This window comes from Hahella ganghwensis DSM 17046 (assembly GCF_000376785.1).
Taxonomy (GTDB): domain Bacteria; phylum Pseudomonadota; class Gammaproteobacteria; order Pseudomonadales; family Oleiphilaceae; genus Hahella; species Hahella ganghwensis.
The window spans coordinates 45,662-61,884 of record NZ_AQXX01000114.1 but is presented as its reverse complement, the minus strand read 5'-3'; the positions used below and the strand labels follow the sequence as shown (position 1 = coordinate 61,884).

The following is a 16,223-nucleotide window of genomic DNA, read 5'->3' as shown; positions in this document are numbered from 1 at the left end:
TTAATCATATTCCGCAACAGATTTGGCAACCTTTGCAGCAAGCGCGAGTGATGCGGTAAGCCCGGGAGATTCAATACCCAGCAGGTTGAACCATCCCGCAACCCCGGTCTGTCGTGGTGCTTCGATCAGAAAATCTGCCGCCGCATCACCCGGACCAGACAGTTTCGGCCTGATCCCGGCATAGGCAGGAATCAACTCACGCTCCATCACTGCCGGCCAGTATGTCGCAACATGTTGACGAAATTTCTGAATAAGATCGGGGGATACGTCGTAATCAATAGCATCTACCCATTGAACGTCAGGACCAAAACGTGCTTGACCTCCCATGTCCAAAGTCAGATGGATTCCTAACCCACCATGCTCCGGCACCGGGTATATCAGATGCCGAAAAGGCGACTGACCAGCAAGACTGAAATAATGTCCTTTCGCCCAATAGAGCCTATGGAGAGCGTCTGTAGGGTAACCATCAATTGAACCAAGCAACTCAGAACTTAGTATTCCAGTACAATTGATCACACACCTGGCTCTAAGATGGCACGGCGCCTCTCCACCAACAAACAATGTTATTTTACCTTCCTCGCCTATACTGCCAGGCTCAACACGGCCTCCTACGACAGGAGAGTTGGCCACCACCATTCCTCCCGCGTCCTCAATATCCCCCTGTAAAGCAAGCATATAACGATGGGAATCAATAATGCCTGTAGAAGGCGACAGCAAAGCGGATTCAGCCGTTAATTGCGGCTCGAGAGTGCTTACTTGCTTCCGTGAAAGCCTCTGCAGATCCAGAACACCATTTGCCTCGGCTTTATCCAGCAGAGACTCCAGCGTCCTTTCCTGCTCTGCATTAGCAGCAACAATCAACTTTCCGCATCGTCTGTAAGGCACCTGGTGGTTTTCGCAATACTGATACAGCAATGCCTTACCTTCAACACAACACTGCGCTTTCAGACTGCCACTGGGATAGTAGATACCCGCGTGTATGACCTCACTATTGCGTGAGGAGGTGCCCATGCCGATACCATATTCTGATTCCAGCACCATGACTTCCCGCCCCTGCTGTGCCAACGAACGAGCTACAGCCAGCCCGATGACTCCAGCACCGATGACCACGGTATCCACTAAAAACGTTTCTCGTTGGATGTCCTCAGAACTTTTCGTCGTCATTGCATTGTTTTCTCGTATCATGAAAGCCAGAATGGCATCCATATTGATTAGCTGCCTGTCAGGTTTAACCCCCTTTAGCAGAATCCTCGGCTCAACTATTTGTATCCTATGAAAGAATCCTGGACAACCAAAGTCTGGCTACCATACGCAGGACTTGTATGTACCTCACTGTTCTGGGCAGGCAACGCCATAGTCGCCCGCGGCGTGAACGACATGATCCCACCCCTGGCTTTGTCTTTTCTGCGCTGGTCAGCTTGCGCATTGTTGGTCAGTCCATTCATGTATAGGGCCTATCGCAGGCATCATGCCATTATTCGCCTGCACTGGAAGAGAATCCTCATACTGTCATTCATGAGCATCACCACTTATAACTCACTTCTGTACGTATCAGCCCAGTATACCTCAGCGTTAAATATTACTCTGGTGACATCGCTCATGCCGATCACCACCATTGCTCTATCAGCACCATTGTTAGGGGCTGCCGTCGGTCTGAGGAGCATTGCAGGCATCATATGTGCCTTTGCAGGGGCCCTATATGTCATTCTGAAGGGAGATCCGGGGGCGTTGTGGCGTCTGGAACTCAATACGGGTGACAGCATTATGGCAATTGCGATGCTTATCTGGTCCCTGTATTCGATATTACTGCGAAAGTGGCAGATTCCCATCCCCGGATTTGATCTGTTCCTGATATTTCTGGGTATCGGGGTTGTCATGATCAGCCCATTTTACCTGGCCGAGTTTCATATACGCGGAGGTTTTGAAATAAGCAATCAGCTTATTTTCGCTATTGTCTATGTCGCCATTTTCCCATCTCTGCTTGCCTACGTTTTCTGGAACTTTGGAGTCACTCAAACCAGTCCCAGCACAGCCTCTCTGTTTTTCTACCTCACCCCGTTAATTACCGCTCTGCTGGCGATTCCTTTTCTGGGAGAGCTACCCCAGATCTATCATGGCATTGGAGGGCTGATTATTATTCTTGGTCTTTGGCTTTGCCAAAACATCGGCAAAACAAAAACTAACCCGTAATTTCCCTCCAGACAAAAGAAAACCCCTTGGAGTAGACTCACAAGGGGTTTAGAGTTTTTCCGATCCAAGGGCTTTAGAAAACCCTTTAATCAGAGATCTACCTATACTGAGAACGGGTGCCGCAGAGTGATGGTTTCATTGCGATCCGGACCAGTAGAGATAACATCGATAGGTGCCTCGATCTGCTTCTCCAGAAACTCAATATAATCTCTGGCATTTTGCGGAAGATCTTCCAGCTTTTTCACCCCATAGGTGCTGTCCTTCCATCCTGGAAGCTCTTCATATACTGGCTCAAGCTTACTGAAGTCCTCACACGCGATGGGCGGACGCGTAACCTCAACCCCTTCTTTCGTGCGATAACCAACACAGACTTTCACAACATCCAGACCGTCCAGAACATCCAGCTTGGTTAGACAGATACCTGAAACACTGTTGATTTGAATAGCATGACGCAGCGCCACAGCATCAAACCAGCCACATCGACGCGGACGGCCCGTGGTTGCACCAAATTCATTACCTTTTTTCGCCAGATGGCCGCCAACATCATCAAACAATTCTGTCGGGAAGGGCCCTGATCCGACGCGGGTTGCATAGGCCTTGGTAATCCCCAGAACATAATCCAGATACATCGGCCCAAATCCGCTTCCGGTCGCAGTTCCGCCAGCAGTGGTATTGGACGAGGTAACGTACGGGTAAGTTCCCAAATCAATATCCAGTAGAGACCCTTGCGCCCCTTCGAACAGAATATTTTTGCCTTCCTTACGGTAGTCGTGAAGCATATCTGTGACATCCGCCATCATCGGCAGAAGCTCTTTTGCCATTTCCAGGGTCTCATCCAGAGTTTTCTGGTAGTCCACTGGTTCGACTTTGTAATAGTGTTCCAATGCGAAATTATGATAATCCATAATTTCCTTAAGCTTTTCAGCAAACTCTTCCGGCTTGGCCAGGTCTCCGAGACGAACACCGCGACGAGCGACCTTATCTTCATAGGCAGGTCCGATTCCACGACCGGTCGTACCGATTTTGGCATCACCACGACGCTCTTCACGTGCCAGATCCAGAGCCTTGTGATAAGGCAGAATCAATGGACAGGCAGGGCTGAGATACAAGCGTTCACGAACCGGTACACCTTTATCTTCCAGTGTTTTGATTTCTGAAAGCAGGGCATCAGGTGCCAGCACCACTCCATTACCAATCATGCAGGCAACAGTACTGCGCAGAATTCCTGATGGAATGAGGTGAAGAACCGTTTTTTCACCGTCTATCACCAGTGTGTGTCCGGCATTATGTCCACCCTGGAAGCGCGCTACTGCTGCAACTTCTTCAGTTAACAAGTCGACAATCTTACCTTTTCCCTCATCACCCCATTGGGTTCCGAGGATCACCACATTTTTGCCCATAATGTTTCTCTATTTCACAGAAGGATTAGGAAGTTACATTGACCCGGTATACTCGATACCTAAGCCAGTTTATTCACAACCCAAGACCCGGTATCATCTTTCACCAGTTCTCGGTCACAATAGGGAATCCACTGCTCCCGCAATTCCCCGGGCATCAACTGAATCACTCTTTCAGAAACTCTTAATTCAGATATTTTTGCCCATAAAGCCGGATCAGAATCATCCGGCGCAAATATCGCCTTGCTCTCCTGTTCCCAGGTAGTTTGTCCCTGCCTGAAAAGCGCTTTCAGATCCACACTGAATCCGGTAGCGGGCCGGGCACTGCCAAACTCACGCCCGACACCATCATAGCGCCCCCCCTGAGCAATCGCCTGCCCCATACCGGTAGTATAAGCAGCAAAAACCAGTCCGGTATGGTAGTTGAAGCCGCGCAGTTCACATAGATCGATACAAATTTCCACTTCAGGATAACGCGCAGCAACCACCTCAGAAACTTTCAACATTTCATCCAAAGCCGCCAGCACTTCCGCCTCACCGGAAAACAGCTCGCGAGCTTCGCTAAGCTTTTCCAGTCCCCCGGACAGCCTGGGCAAAGCACGAACATATTCCTGAACTTTGAGATCAACAATCCTGCCTGCGATGTCATTGATTTCTGGAACAGCTTTGTGTCGAAGAGCGGCCAACAACAACTGGGAATCGTGGGGTGAAAGTGCCGCTCTTTTCTGAATCAGTTGGTAGATACCCACATGAGCAAGATCCATGTGAATGGGTGAAACCTGGGTTAAACGCAAGGTTTCCAGCATGAGAGAAATAATTTCAATATCCGCGGCAGTGTCCGCAATACCGAAAAGCTCGCAACCTGTCTGGATAGGTGAGCGGGAAGACAACATGTTTTGCGCTTTGGTACGCAGTACGCTGCCGAGATAGCACAAGCGGTTGGCTCCGGCTCTCTGACTTCTGGCATCTATCCGTGAAGCCTGAGGGGTCATGTCAGCTCGCACGCCCATCATGCGCCCGGTTAACTGATCGGTCACTTTGAAGGTCTGCAGTTCCAGATCACGCCCGGCACCGGTTAGTAATGATTCGAGGTATTCAAGAAGAGGGGGAACAATCAGCTCATATCCCCAGGAATGATAAAGATCCAGAAGTCTCCGTCGTAGCTCTTCCACTCTGCTGGCTTCCGGAGGAAGCAACTCTTCTACCCCATCGGGTAGTAGCCATAAATCAGATGCCGATAAAGATCCAGGATCACCAAACATTAATCTTCAGTCCTCGGACTCAGGTCCGCTGTTAACGAAAAATTCTTTGGGTTGTTCGCGCTAGCAAATTAAATCAACAGCAATCAAAAACGACAGTTCTCAAGAGCTGCAGCGCCACTAGTGTTTGACAACGTATAGCAGCAAAGCACCGGTCACCATACTGATCAACCCTATAGTCCGCATGGTCCGATCGTCCACTTCGGCCAATCTCTGCACCATCTGGCGCCACTTCCCCGGATAGAGAAAGGGAATCATTCCCTCCAGCACCAGCATCAGACAAAGAGCAGCACCTAAATCCTGCCACATAGAGCATGACCCCCTTTATCTGACTTCCCTCTCCCTTTGAAAACAGGGATTTTGGTTTAGATTGCCCACAAAAAAACCGGGTCCATGCCCGGTTGCAGAATATTAGCACTATTTTAAAGGTGGCCCAAACCTTTTAAGTATTGGAACCACCGATAATTCATCAGACCTCTTGTCCCGCTTAGCGGGTAGACTGCTTGATATACTTCAGGAACTCGCTATCCGGTTCCAGAATCAGGAGGTCGCCTTTGCTTGAAAAAGTTTCCTCATAGGCAGTCAGGCTACGATAGAAAGAATAGAACTCCCGGTTCTGGTTAAATGCATCAGCGTAAACCTGCGCTGCGATTGCATCTCCTTCACCTCGAATCTGCTCAGCCTCTTTCTCAGCCTCAGCCTCTACGACAATACGTTGACGATCTGCATCTGCGCGAATCCCCTCAGCAAGCTCCTCCCCCTTGGAACGATGCTCCTGAGCAATTTTGAGACGCTCAGACTCCATCCGCTCGTATACGGAATCACTAACCTTGGTCGGCAGGTCAATCGCCCTTACGCGAATATCATTGATCTCGATACCGAATTCCTTTCTGGTGAGAAAATCCAGCTCTTCCTTCAGCTCTTCCATCAATTCCTCACGTTCACCGGCAACGACCTCATGCATCGTCCGGCGACCAAACTGGTCACGCAAGCCGTTATCAATACGAGACTCTAGCAGTCTGACGGCATTAATTTCATCGCCAGCGGTAGACCGGTAGTAGTCACCGACGTTTACAATCCGCCAAGTTGCATAAGAATCCACATCCAGCGGCTTCTGCTCTATGGTCAGATAACTTTTGGTCGGCAAACTCATCGCCAACACCCGCACATCAAACAACTTGGCCTCGTGCACGATGGGAATTTTGAAGTGCAGACCAGCTGGAATATCCGAGTCAACCATTTCCCCAAACCGAAGCAAAACAGCCCTGTGTGTTTCAGGAACGATGTATACGCTTTGTAAAATGATCAATAGTGCCGCAAGAATGACACCAACCATTAGTCCGAATCGACCACTCATGACTATCTCCTGCTCCTGGTTAATGCTTCGTTACGGGTACGGAAATCATCATTACGTGAAAAAGATGAGTCCGCCTGCGAGGCCGCAGTAGCACGACTGGATTGACTGGAACTGTCTGATACCTGAGAACGATTCATCAGGCGATCAAGTGGCAGGTACATAATATTGTTGCCCTGAGCCTGATCCACCAAGACCTTGCTACTGCTCGACAACACACGCTCCATGGTATCGATGTACATCCGCTCGCGGGTAACTTCCGGAGCCAATTCATAAATCTTCAATACTTGTAGGAAGCGGTCTGTTTCACCTTCCGCCCGGGCGATAACTTCAGACTTGTATGCATTGGCTTCTTCGATAATACGCTGAGCACGACCGCGGGATTCCGGTACGATCTGGTTACGATAGGCCTCGGCCCTGTTCACCAGCTTCTGCTCATCTTCTTTGGCACGCTGCACTTCTTCAAATGCAGATTTTACCGCCTGAGGAGGCTGGGCCGCATTTATGTTCACTTTCCGCAATTCAATGCCGGCACCGTAGAAGTCCAGATACCGCTGCAACCGGTTTTGAACGTTAATTGCTAAAATAGCACGACCTTCGGTCAGAACCTGATCCATCTGAGCGCTACCCACCTCGTGGCGTAAAGCACTATCAATGGCATAATCAACTGTTGTGATGGGATCACGCATATTGAGCATGTAATCCTGCAGATTCTTGATCACAAACTGAACAGTCAAATCGATGTCCACGATATTCTCGTCCTCAGTCAGCATATGCCCTTTTTTGGGCCGGTTCCTGACAGAGGTAACATCTTCTATGAAGATCTGATCGATATAGGGGATTTTAAACTGCAGACCTGGACCTTTAGTATCCAGATATTTACCGAAACGAAGCACAACGGCTCGTTCCTTTTCATCGATTCTGTACATGGAATCCCAGATGGTAAACCCAGCCAGCACCACAATAATAATGGCGATGATACCTCCGGCTGACCCACCGGAACGTCCGCTACTACCGCGGGACGGTTTTCCACCAAATATTCCGTTAAGTTTCTCCATTCCTTTACGAATCACCTCATCAAGATCCGGTGGACCATCATTATTACGGCGCCCCCCAGATCCCCATGGATCCTGATCTTTGTTTCCGCCTGGTTCATTCCAAGCCATTTTCAACCCCTTACTCTGATGACGGATAAATATTGCGGGTAATACTATGGATCTTAATTCCATTCAGCAAGTTAAGCTGTATCTATGTCAGGTCGACAGCCTGAATTTTCAAGACATGCCGCGTTCCAGTAGCTCCTCCAATCGAACATTTGCCTTCCGCTCCAACTGATTCCAGTCACTTTTCGGCATTCTGACATGAATGGCAAATGAACCATCTGCATCAATACTCTCAGACATTACCGCCTCCCTCTCGTAGAGTTGAGCCCGTATGCGGGCCAGAGACGGGGGAATATGCAACGTCTGATCAAGCATATCATTGCCCAGAAGTTCGGCGACCGCTTCTTCTATCAGATCCAGGCCTGCACCGGTCTTCGCCGACACCCAGATTCTTGTAGGCCGCCCCTCTTCATCTCGATCAATCCTGGGTTCTACGCCATCAAGGCAGTCAATTTTGTTGAATACGAACAAACAGGATACCTGGTCTGCCCCGATTTCCTCGAGAACCGCATCAACCTGTTCGATATTTTCTCTTCTGTCAGGATCACTGGCATCAACAACGTGCAGCAACAGCGTCGCATTCAGGGTTTCTTCAAGAGTAGCATGAAAGGCATTAACCAGCTTATGCGGAAGATGACGAATAAAACCAACCGTGTCCGCCAGAACTACCGGTCCGAGAGATGAAAAATTGATACGCCTTAGGGTGGGATCCAGTGTGGCAAACAGCTGGTCTGCGGCGTAAACTTCCGCCGAGGTCAGTGTATTAAAGAGAGTCGACTTACCGGCATTGGTATATCCAACCAGAGATAAAGAAGGCACATCAGCACGCTTCCGCGCTCTACGCCCTTGCTCCCTCTGCTTTCGCACTTTCTCAAGTCTTTTCATAATAGACTTGATTCGCCCACGAATAAGACGACGGTCTGTTTCCAGCTGAGTTTCACCCGGTCCACGTAAACCTATACCGCCTTTCTGACGCTCAAGGTGAGTCCATCCTCTGACCAGCCGGGTAGACAGATGCTCAAGTTGAGCGAGCTCAACCTGCAGCTTTCCTTCGTGGGTGCGTGCTCTCTGGGCGAAAATATCCAGGATCAGACCAATTCGATCGAGCACCCTGACTCCCAGGTCTCGCTCGAGATTACGTTCCTGACTTGGACTGAGCGCATGATTAAAGAGAACAACATCGGCAGATGTCTCAGTAACAGAAAGCTTGATTTCTTCAAGCTTGCCACTACCGACAAAATACCTTGGACTCGGATGATTTCTTGAACCCGAGACGAGCGCAACCGGGTCAGCCCCGGCAGACAGAGCCAACTCGGTAAATTCCCGGGGGTCCTCCCGATCTTTCTCTTCCAGCATATCCAGGTGAACTAGAACAGCACGTTCACCCGATTTTGGTCGCTCAAACAATTAAGCGCACCTGACGTTAGGCATTACCTGCTTCACCTTCGCCTTCACCTGGAGGAGCAATACGCACATTGCGGGCCGGCACTACAGTTGAGATAGCGTGTTTGTACACCATCTGACTTACAGTGTTTTTCAGCAATATAACGAATTGATCAAAGGATTCGATTTGCCCTTGCAGCTTTATTCCATTCACCAAAAAGATGGATACCGGTATACGCTCCTTCCGTAGAGCATTCAAATAAGGGTCTTGTAAAGATTGCCCTTTTGACATTCTTTTTCTCCTGTTTTTTTGATTCTAATTATCCATTCCACACCCCAATATGGGGCCGGATATTTCATTTCCACATTGACTCCAACGCAGAAAGTTCCGCATAAGCTCAATATAGGTCCGGTTTACTGCGTTTTAAATAGCGGCGATCAAACAAATCTGTAAACAGCCTTGATACGGGCTCAATCCAGACTCAATCAGGTCCTTATCTGAGCAGACCACTCTACCGCAGACAAGTACCTAGTCGAAGTATAGCCGACTATATATGCAATAAGGAGTTTTTTTACTACTCCGGGGAAGGATGTAAATGCTCGCTTTCCAATGAGACTCAATCTCATCGCCAATGCGAGTATACTCGTCTCAAATGGCCAGAGCCATAGGGGATTACCTTATTGTAACCAATGATTTATCAAATCTGCCGTACTTTCGACTAATTGACTATCAGTCGAGTTTAACCATCGGGCAGTTGGCCAGTTACGTAACCAGGTCATTTGACGTTTAGCGAGTTGGCGGGTGGCAATAATCCCTTTTTCCCGCATAGTTTCGTAACCATACACACCATCAAGAAATTCCCAGACCTGCCGGTAGCCCACAGCTCTTATTGAAGGCAACTCTGCCGACAGATCTCCGCGGCCGTAGAGACCGCGAACCTCTTCAACCAGCCCGGATTCGAGCATGTTGTCAAACCTGCGAGCGATACGTTCGTGCAGAACAGGCCGTTCGGCAGGAGCCAAAGCCAGCGACAGCACAGAATAAGGCAGACTGGTCTCCTCCGAGCGGTTCCAGTCAGTCTCAACCGCCGCTCCTTCCGCTCCCCAGAAGCTTGAAAACGGCTTGCCTGTGAGCAGGCAAACCTCAAGAGCACGCTGAATCCGCTGTCGGTTATTGGGATGAATCTTACTCGCAGCTGCCGGATCAAGCCCCTGCAGCTTTGCATGCATCGCAGGCCACCCAATTTGAGACGCTTCATCAATCAACGCCTGACGTGTTGCCGGGTCAGCACTCGGCATATCACCAATTCCCTGCCATAACGCCTTGTAATACATCATGGTGCCGCCTACCAGCAATGGAATGCGACCTGCCCCGGAGATTTCAGACATGGCATCCAGCGCATCATCACGAAACTCTGCTGCTGAATATGGTTCTGACGGGTCTTTGACATCAACCAGACGATGGGGGTAGCGCTCAAGCGTCTCCCGATCAGGCTTAGCCGAACCAATATCCATCCCCCGATACACCATCACAGAGTCGACACTAATCAACTCACAAGGGAATAAATCAGTCAGCGCCATCGCAAGATCAGTCTTACCCGAAGCGGTAGGTCCCATCAGAAAAATGGCAGGCGGCTTCTTCTCACTTGCCCTGCTTATCTCACCACTCACTCTAGCGCCCTCGCAGGAATAGTTTATCCAACTCACTCATGGTCAACTGCACCCAGGTCGGACGCCCGTGATTACACTGACCACTGCGCTCGGTAGCCTCCATATCTCTGAGCAACGCATTCATTTCCGCGATTGACAGCTGACGATTAGCTCTGACAGACCCGTGACAGGCCATGGTTCCGAGCAAAGTATTAATCGTTTCTTCTACCTTACGGGTAGTCCCATGCTCCAGAATATCGGTCACCACATCACGCACCAGATTCTCAATATTGGCACTTTTCAGAATAGCAGGTACCTGCCTTACAATAATCGACTCCGCCCCAGCGACAGATAGCTCCAGCCCGAGACTCTGGAGGGTTCCTCCGTGCTCTTCAACAGCCCCGGTCTCTTTACGGCTCATCGCCAGACTTAGAGGAACCAGCAGCGGCTGCTGAGTGACACCACCTTCCTCCATGGACTTTTTCATGCGCTCGTAAACAATACGCTCATGGGCAGCATGCATGTCAACCAGGATCATTCCCGCCCTGTTCTGAGACAGGATATAAATACCGTGAAGCTGGGCGATGGCATAACCCAGTGGCGCCCCCCCGGCTTCTGATTCTTCAGAGTTGGTCACCCCACTCCCCATAAGTGAGGACACAGCGCCCCCCACAGCCAATGGACTGGCGGTGTATTCTCCTTGACCAGATACTCCCGACTGAGCAGCAGTCGCGATCTCAGGCTGAGATTGAGCGGCACCGGAATAAAGGGCTTCATAACCAACAAGCTGCTCTCTGATGGCGCTTTGCGCTGGCCTCTCTGATAACGGGAGTGAATTCTGCGAAGGCCAGCTTTGAGCAGCCAACACCGGAGCTGCGCTTTCCGACTCTGATTCCACTTCCACGACAGGCCTGATTTCCCCTAAAGCCCTGTGAAGGCTACGAAACAGAAAATCATGCACCATCCGGCCTTCCCGAAAGCGCACCTCATGCTTGGTCGGATGAACGTTAACATCAACTGTTGCAGGATCAAGCTCCAGATATAGAACAAATGCAGGGTGACGGCCGTGATAGAGAACATCCTGATAGGCCTGCCGAATAGCGTGGGCCACCAGTTTGTCCCTGATAACCCGGCCATTGACAAAAAAGTACTGGAGATCGGCCTGACTTCTGGAGAAAGTGGGTTTAGCCACCCAGCCATGCAACTGCAGCCCGGAACCACTGGTGTTGATTTCCACAACACTCTCCACAAAGGGTTTGCCGCAAAGCTGTGCAACCCGCCTCAGATGAGATTCATGGTCGTTTGCAGGCCGTAACTGGTGAATCACTCTCTGGTTATGGGTCAGACTGAATGATACATTCAGACGGGCCAGCGCTTGCCGCTTGATAATTTCTTCCAGGTGATTGAATTCTGTCTTTTCTGTGCGTAGGAACTTTCTTCTGGCCGGCGTGTTGTAGAAGAGGTCCCTCACTTCGACAGTAGTGCCCGGTGTATGGGCCGTAGGAGAAAGTCTGGGCGTCATATCACGCCCTTCCACCTCGACCTTCCATGCCTCGCTCTGGTCTGCCGGTCTCGAAGATAGCGTCAACCTGGAGACAGAGCTCACACTGGCCAAAGCCTCGCCACGGAAACCCAGGGTGGCAACAGCCTCGAGATCATCCAAAGTCGTGATTTTACTCGTCGCATGACGTGACAATGCCAGAGCCAACTCATCCTTGGGAATTCCGCCGCCATTATCACGAATTTTTATCAGCTTGACCCCGCCGTCTTCCACTTCCACATCAACGCGCGTTGCTCCGGCATCCAAGGCGTTTTCCACCAACTCCTTTACAACAGAGGCTGGTCGTTCGACAACCTCACCTGCAGCAATCTGGTTAGCGAGTCGAGGGGTAAGTAATTGAATCTTTGACATATTGGGTAGGATTATCTGCTTGGCTCATTCACGGGAAAGTGACGGGATGGTAACAGATGGGACAAAGGAACAGAACAGCGTCGAGGAAAAGGAAGTATCCACGATAGGAAAAGAAAGAAAGGTCATTAAAGGGCTTCAGATAACAACGGAAGCCCTCCTGTAAAGCGCCCCAAAAACGCTTTATTCATTGTTAACTGGCCGGAATTTTCAGTACCTGGCCGATTCTCAACTGTTCATTCTTCAGACCGTTATGCTGCATCAGATCATTCAGGCTAACCCGGTTACGGGCGGCGATTTCACTAAGCGTATCTCCACGCTCAATCTTATAGGTCGCTCCCTGAGCCATACGATTCTGAAGCTTACTCCAGGCTACATAAGTGCCGGGTGGCGGAGATTCGTCAAAGTATCCCTGCAGCCCTTTATAAATCGCCTGCGCCATCTTGCGCTGATATTTTTGGGTTCTCAGCCGACCGGACTCTACCGGATTCGATATAAAGCCGGTCTCAACCAGAATTGACGGAATATCTGGCGATTTCAAAACCACAAAGCCAGCTTGCTCAACCCGCTTTTTATGCAGCTTGGAAATCCGTCCCATTGACCGGAGAACATGATCTCCGACACTCAGGCTGGACTTCAGACTGGCCGTCATGGAGAGATCCAGCAACACACCGGCCAATACGTCATCTTTATCATCCAGACTGACGGAACCAACGCCGCCGATCAGATCAGACATATTCTCTTTGGTTGCCAGCCAACGGGCGGTTTCACTGGTGGCGCCGCGCTTGGACAGCGCATAAACCGACGCCCCACTCGCTTGCGGACTTTTGAAAGCATCTGCATGCACTGAAACCATCAGGTCGGCATTGTACTCGCGCGCAAGATTGGTACGCTGGCGCAATGGGATAAAATAATCCCCTTTACGTGTCAGACGGCTGTTGTAACCTTTCTTCTGGTTCAGCATGGCCTGCAGTTCCCTTGAAATGGCAAGGACTACGTCCTTTTCACGCACACCACGCGGCCCGAGTGCACCAGGATCATCGCCTCCATGACCAGGATCAACCACGACCAGAATGTCACGACGCTGACTGTTTTCCTCAACACTCTTGGTGACTTCGCTTGTTTTACTGACCGTACCGCCGTATAAATCAATCACCAGACGATGCCCATACTGATCATTGGGCTTTAACACAAAGCTTTTGGGTTTGACGGACTGTTTAAGATCCAGCACCACCCGCAAGTCGTTCTGATTACGTTTTGCACTACGAATTCTTCGGATAGGACTGTCATCCAGCTTGATATTCCCCATATCCGTATTAAGCTCCGCACCGCTCAAATCAATGACCAGTCGGTCTGGCGATGACAAGGCAAATACTTTATGTTCTGCTGGAGAACTCAGATCAAATACCAATCGCGTATGATCCGGTGCCGGCCAAATTCTAACGTTGCTTACCGAACCCGCCAGAGCCGGGGCCGCGACAAACCACACCGCCAATAGAATCCATCGATACCATCTGGTCATAAGATCAATACCCCTAAACCCCTGTTACTCCTGATCCCGAGAGCCATAATATCTATACCTTCCATATGCCCCCAGACTTATTCCGTCTCAAGAAGCCCCAAAATCTTTTACGACTTTCGCAACTATTACGGTCATGGATTCACCATGACTATGAAATGCCACCTGTCGTCCTTCTCCGGCAGTTGACAGCCGGATTTCCAAATCCGCCTGGGGTAGCCACCCCTGGCCTTTTTCCGCCCATTCAATGAGACAAAGAGTAGTCTCTTGAAAATAGTCCCGAATCCCCAAAAACTCCAACTCCTCAGGATCTCCCAGACGATAGAGATCGAAGTGGTACAATGCACCTTGTGCCAACTCGTATGGCTCTACCAGCGTATATGTCGGACTCTTAACTGACCCTGAATGTCCCAGGCCTCTGAGAATGGCACGAGACAAAGTCGTCTTACCCGCCCCCAGTTGCCCTTCCAGATACACGACTGAGGGCCACTCCAGATGTCGGGCCAGTATTGCTCCCAATCGAAAAGTCGCGTCCTCATCAGGCAAAACCAAGCTTGTGTTATTCGTCATTCGCGCCCCGCTTCCTGCAGTGTGACAGCTTGCTTCCAGGCGTCCCCCAAACCGGCAATAACATCCGTGGCCGTCAGCCCCGGCTCTCCAGTCTTTGCTGCAGCCATATCTGCACTGCTGGCGTGCCAGGAAACGGCAAGACAGGCAGCATTGAAACTATCCATCCCCTGGGCAATCATTGAAGCGACCATGCCTGTTAAGACATCCCCCATGCCCCCAGCTGCCATCCCCGGGTTGCCGTGCTCAGCCACAACATTAATCCGGGTGTTCCCATTTCCAGAAGCTGCCACCAGAGTCCCGGCACCTTTGAGTACAACGGTTGCCTGGTATTTCTCCGCCAATGTTTCGGCAGATGCAAATCGGTCAGCCATAACGTCCTGAACAGAACACCCCAACAACCTCGCAGCCTCTCCCAGGTGTGGTGTCAATACGGTCATTTCCGGCAATTGCAGATGATTGGCAGCCAGTATGTTCAATCCGTCGGCATCCACTACCAATGGCATATTGTATTGCTGGCAGTACTGTAGTGCCGTCTGGAAGCACATCTGCCCCCATGGGCCACTTCCGAGCCCCGGCCCCAACGCCACTACCGACGCAGAGGTCAACATTTCTTCCAGTGTCTGGCGATGAGCTACCTCACGGAACATGACCTCCGGCACTCTTGCTAATCCCGGGCCAATATGGCTGGGTATCGTGGCACAACTCACCAGCCCTGCGCCTGAACGACAAGCAGCCTCTGAGGCCATCAACACTGCACCACCAAAACCGGAATCTCCGCCTACCACCAACACATGACCACACTGACCTTTATGCGCAGTACGATCTCTGGTCGGTAGTAACGTCCTGCTCTCGGCGAAATTCGACCGAGTTACAGATGAGAGAACACAACCAAAGACGTCATCGGATACCCCAAGATCATCAAACCAGAGATCTCCCACGACATCAGCGCTTTGCCCTGTCAGCAGTCCACGCTTGATACCAATAAATGTCGAAGTTATCACTGCTTTGACAGTTGCACCCAACATCATTCCCGTGTCCGCCGACAATCCAGAGGGGATATCCACAGCCAAGACCGGCTTACCCGACAGATTGATCACATCGATGACCCCGGCATAATCCTCACGAACGTGCCCGGTCAACCCTGTCCCCAGCATCGCATCAACAACAACATCACAGTCATTCAAGATTTCTTTGATCAGAGAAAGTTCGGGCATCTCTGCGACAATTCCCGACTCTGAAGCGTTTTGCCAGGCTTCTGCAGCTTCACCTTTCAGTTTTTCGGGGTTGGAAAGCGCAATGACTCGCACCGCTTTTCCAATCTGCTTTGCCATTTCAGCAATGACGTACCCATCACCACCGTTGTTTCCACCACCACAAAATACTGCTATTGACGCCGCTTCCGGAAAATGGCGCAGCAAATGGCGAAAGGCGGCCCTGCCCGCAAGACGCATCAAAGCGTACCCGCCACCTTCAGTCTGGGCGATCGTCAGAGCATCAAGCTGACGCACCTGTGCTGCGGTATATAACACCTGGGGCACATTACTACTTGTTGATTGAATCAACACTTCTTGAATCCACTTGAAATAATGTCTCTATATTGCTGTAAATTTTAGCAAAATACTATAAAAAGTACATTTCATAATCAATCTTCATGTTTCTCTTATCGCCCGTCATATCAGGGATGTACGCGGCATTGCACCAGCAATTTTCCCTAACTACTGATTTCCAAAGCAGTTCCAGGAACGAAGCCTGAAAATTGTTGCCAATTGCAACAGACTCTAATGCTTGTGTATGCCAAAATAGGCATTCTATTCATCAGTAAGTCTGTC

Annotated in this window: 14 protein-coding genes; 1 reads left to right on the top strand and 13 read right to left on the bottom strand. The window is 50.3% G+C overall.

Features of this window, described 5'->3' with window-relative positions; all coding sequences use genetic code 11:
* On the bottom strand, positions 1-1,164 hold the full coding sequence (locus F566_RS0113805; protein ID WP_051085329.1) for an NAD(P)/FAD-dependent oxidoreductase: 1,164 nt from the start codon (positions 1,162-1,164) through the stop codon (positions 1-3).
* Positions 1,165-1,272: 108 nt separating this feature from the next.
* Here F566_RS0113805 and F566_RS0113800 point away from each other — a divergent pair, with 108 nt between their 5' ends.
* Positions 1,273-2,190 (top strand): DMT family transporter, encoded by a 918-nt coding sequence (locus F566_RS0113800; protein ID WP_020407587.1) that lies wholly within the window; start codon positions 1,273-1,275, stop codon positions 2,188-2,190.
* A 101-nt stretch (positions 2,191-2,291) separates the two neighbouring features.
* On the opposite strand, the gene F566_RS0113795 is transcribed toward F566_RS0113800, so the two are convergent.
* From F566_RS0113795 to F566_RS32885, 12 genes are all read right to left on the bottom strand, one after another.
* Positions 2,292-3,590 (bottom strand): adenylosuccinate synthase, encoded by a 1,299-nt coding sequence (locus tag F566_RS0113795; protein ID WP_020407586.1) that lies wholly within the window; start codon positions 3,588-3,590, stop codon positions 2,292-2,294.
* Positions 3,591-3,649: 59 nt separating this feature from the next.
* Positions 3,650-4,849 (bottom strand): ATP phosphoribosyltransferase regulatory subunit, encoded by a 1,200-nt coding sequence (locus F566_RS0113790; protein ID WP_020407585.1) that lies wholly within the window; start codon positions 4,847-4,849, stop codon positions 3,650-3,652.
* Positions 4,850-4,966: 117 nt separating this feature from the next.
* A complete protein-coding gene (locus F566_RS0113785) occupies positions 4,967-5,155 on the bottom strand; it encodes a DUF2065 domain-containing protein (RefSeq protein ID WP_020407584.1) in 189 nt (62 codons plus the stop codon).
* A 178-nt stretch (positions 5,156-5,333) separates the two neighbouring features.
* On the bottom strand, positions 5,334-6,203 hold the full coding sequence (gene hflC / locus F566_RS0113780; RefSeq protein WP_020407583.1) for a protease modulator HflC: 870 nt from the start codon (positions 6,201-6,203) through the stop codon (positions 5,334-5,336).
* A gap of 2 nt (positions 6,204-6,205) precedes the next feature.
* Entirely contained in the window at positions 6,206-7,366 is a 1,161-nt protein-coding gene (hflK, locus tag F566_RS0113775; protein WP_020407582.1) for an FtsH protease activity modulator HflK, read from the bottom strand.
* A 108-nt stretch (positions 7,367-7,474) separates the two neighbouring features.
* Positions 7,475-8,770: a ribosome rescue GTPase HflX gene (gene hflX, locus F566_RS0113770; RefSeq protein ID WP_020407581.1), complete on the bottom strand. Its 1,296-nt coding sequence runs from the start codon at positions 8,768-8,770 to the stop codon at positions 7,475-7,477.
* Between the two features lie 16 nt (positions 8,771-8,786).
* Positions 8,787-9,038, bottom strand: coding sequence for an RNA chaperone Hfq (gene hfq / locus F566_RS0113765; RefSeq protein WP_020407580.1), 252 nt, complete (start codon positions 9,036-9,038; stop codon positions 8,787-8,789).
* A gap of 386 nt (positions 9,039-9,424) precedes the next feature.
* Positions 9,425-10,417 (bottom strand): tRNA (adenosine(37)-N6)-dimethylallyltransferase MiaA, encoded by a 993-nt coding sequence (gene miaA, locus F566_RS0113760; RefSeq protein WP_020407579.1) that lies wholly within the window; start codon positions 10,415-10,417, stop codon positions 9,425-9,427.
* 1 nt (position 10,418) lies between these two features.
* Positions 10,419-12,308 carry a DNA mismatch repair endonuclease MutL gene (mutL, locus tag F566_RS0113755; RefSeq protein WP_020407578.1) on the bottom strand — a complete coding sequence of 630 codons (1,890 nt, stop codon included), beginning with the start codon at positions 12,306-12,308 and terminating at the stop codon, positions 10,419-10,421.
* Positions 12,309-12,498: 190 nt separating this feature from the next.
* Complete coding sequence (locus F566_RS0113745; RefSeq protein ID WP_020407576.1) at positions 12,499-13,827, bottom strand: N-acetylmuramoyl-L-alanine amidase; 1,329 nt, start codon at positions 13,825-13,827, stop codon at positions 12,499-12,501.
* An 87-nt stretch (positions 13,828-13,914) separates the two neighbouring features.
* A complete protein-coding gene (tsaE, locus tag F566_RS0113740; RefSeq protein WP_020407575.1) occupies positions 13,915-14,394 on the bottom strand; it encodes a tRNA (adenosine(37)-N6)-threonylcarbamoyltransferase complex ATPase subunit type 1 TsaE in 480 nt (159 codons plus the stop codon).
* The gene (locus F566_RS32885) at positions 14,391-15,959 is read right to left on the bottom strand and encodes an NAD(P)H-hydrate dehydratase (RefSeq protein WP_245555253.1); all 1,569 of its coding nucleotides are present in this window, start codon (positions 15,957-15,959) and stop codon (positions 14,391-14,393) included. The genes tsaE and F566_RS32885 overlap by 4 nt, the downstream gene beginning before the upstream one ends.
* Positions 15,960-16,223: the final 264 nt, after the last annotated feature.

Coding starts and splice junctions, on each gene's coding strand:
- F566_RS0113805 (WP_051085329.1), bottom strand. CDS start 1,164: ATGACGACGAAAAGTTCTGAGGACATCCAACGAGAAACGTTTTTAGTG.
- F566_RS0113800 (WP_020407587.1), top strand. CDS start 1,273: ATGAAAGAATCCTGGACAACCAAAGTCTGGCTACCATACGCAGGACTT.
- F566_RS0113795 (WP_020407586.1), bottom strand. CDS start 3,590: ATGGGCAAAAATGTGGTGATCCTCGGAACCCAATGGGGTGATGAGGGA.
- F566_RS0113790 (WP_020407585.1), bottom strand. CDS start 4,849: ATGTTTGGTGATCCTGGATCTTTATCGGCATCTGATTTATGGCTACTA.
- F566_RS0113785 (WP_020407584.1), bottom strand. CDS start 5,155: ATGTGGCAGGATTTAGGTGCTGCTCTTTGTCTGATGCTGGTGCTGGAG.
- hflC (WP_020407583.1), bottom strand. CDS start 6,203: ATGAGTGGTCGATTCGGACTAATGGTTGGTGTCATTCTTGCGGCACTA.
- hflK (WP_020407582.1), bottom strand. CDS start 7,366: ATGGCTTGGAATGAACCAGGCGGAAACAAAGATCAGGATCCATGGGGA.
- hfq (WP_020407580.1), bottom strand. CDS start 9,038: ATGTCAAAAGGGCAATCTTTACAAGACCCTTATTTGAATGCTCTACGG.
- mutL (WP_020407578.1), bottom strand. CDS start 12,308: ATGTCAAAGATTCAATTACTTACCCCTCGACTCGCTAACCAGATTGCT.
- F566_RS0113745 (WP_020407576.1), bottom strand. CDS start 13,827: ATGACCAGATGGTATCGATGGATTCTATTGGCGGTGTGGTTTGTCGCG.
- tsaE (WP_020407575.1), bottom strand. CDS start 14,394: ATGACGAATAACACAAGCTTGGTTTTGCCTGATGAGGACGCGACTTTT.